The sequence below is a fragment of the Vibrio sp. Vb0349 genome (assembly GCF_033338975.1).
This window is the reverse complement of the sequence record NZ_JAWOTS010000195.1, coordinates 1-1405: the sequence shown is the minus strand read 5'-3', so window position 1 is coordinate 1405 and position 1405 is coordinate 1. Positions and strand designations below refer to the sequence as shown.

Here is a 1405-nt window from a genome sequence, read left to right as displayed (position 1 = left end):
GGCCGACATTGCCTTTTGGCGCAAGCACCAACACTGGTTGTTGCAAAGTAATGACCCGGTCACTCCAACTAATGAAGACGACTTGAGCGTGAATTATAAAATTCCGCTCAATTACATCAATCAATACAATGGTGAACATTTACGCCTGTTCTACGGGTCTCGCCTCGTTTATGCGAGATTGTTCAGTGCCCTGCACTACATTTTGAATCACGTTAAATCGGTGATCGAAGATTGGAGCCACGATCGCTACCCCTATCAATTACCCATAGAACTGTACACACCAACGACAAGTGAGCCGCAATCGGCAGTACGAAATACATATCACCATTTCAATAGTGCTAACTATCAATCACTTAAAAACTATTTCCAGCAGCACTATTCAAGTTGGATTGAAGAGCAGTATCTCAATTGGATGCTCGAACTCAACACACAACTTAATCACCAAACCGCTGCCACTTACATCGTTGAATATGAGGACGAGTTTGGCATTCCACGTGTCGACTTTATTTGCAAAAACGAAAACACTTTGCGGATGATTCGCCCCGCTCATTTTGTTGAAGACATGCGACAAATGGTGAGCTCGACCGATTATCTTGATCACCAAGTACAACAAGTCGCGCTCAGAATCGAACGGCAATGCCGAGCGAAAGGATGGTAAATAAAGGCAGGTACAACGTTAGGGAAATTCGAATAACAAAAAGCCATCTTCTAAGCTTGATCATTAGAACGAGAAGTTTGAACGGCGAGAAGACTCAACGGATGGATAAACGCTATGCTATCGATAAAACAATTATCTTATGCCTTGGCTGTCTCAAAAACGCTGCATTTTCGTAAAGCAGCAGATTTGTGTCATGTTCGCCAATCAACGTTGAGCACAGGCGTCAGTGAACTGGAGCGTCAGCTAGGCATTAAGATTTTTGAACGGGACAATAAAAAAGTGCTCGTCACGCCACTTGGTCGTGAGGTTTTGGACAAAGCCAGCAACATTATGCTTCAACTGGAAGACATGGCACACCTCGACCACAGTTGCGGCGAACCTTTTTGCTTTCCGTTGTCCATTGGCATGATCCCGACCATTGCACCTTATCTTCTGCCAAAGTTGTTACTCACCTTAAAAGAGCAGTACCCCAACGCGAAAATAGACATCGTCGAAGAACAGTCGCATGTCCTTGTCGACATGGTTCACAGCGGTGAGATTGACGCGGCCGTGCTGGCCATCCCCTACCCTTGTGACGGCTTGTTAACGTTAGAGTTTTGGCAAGAAGACTTTTACTGGGTCGCGCTCGATGGGCAAATGCACACAGACAAAAGCAGCATTACGTCCGAAGAACTACAAGAAACCAACCTCATGCTGCTTAAAGAAGGCCACTGCCTCAAAGATCATATTTTGGATGCCTGCCGCCTC

At 45.6% G+C, this 1405-nt stretch carries 2 protein-coding genes; both read left to right on the top strand.

Features of this window, described 5'->3' with window-relative positions:
* A partial coding sequence (locus R7Q47_RS24480; protein ID WP_318089832.1) for a hypothetical protein occupies positions 1 to 658 on the top strand: 658 nt, incomplete at its 5' end.
* A gap of 114 nt (positions 659 to 772) precedes the next feature.
* Positions 773 to 1405 (top strand): LysR family transcriptional regulator (locus tag R7Q47_RS24475; RefSeq protein WP_318089830.1); only part of this gene is annotated, 633 nt, incomplete at its 3' end.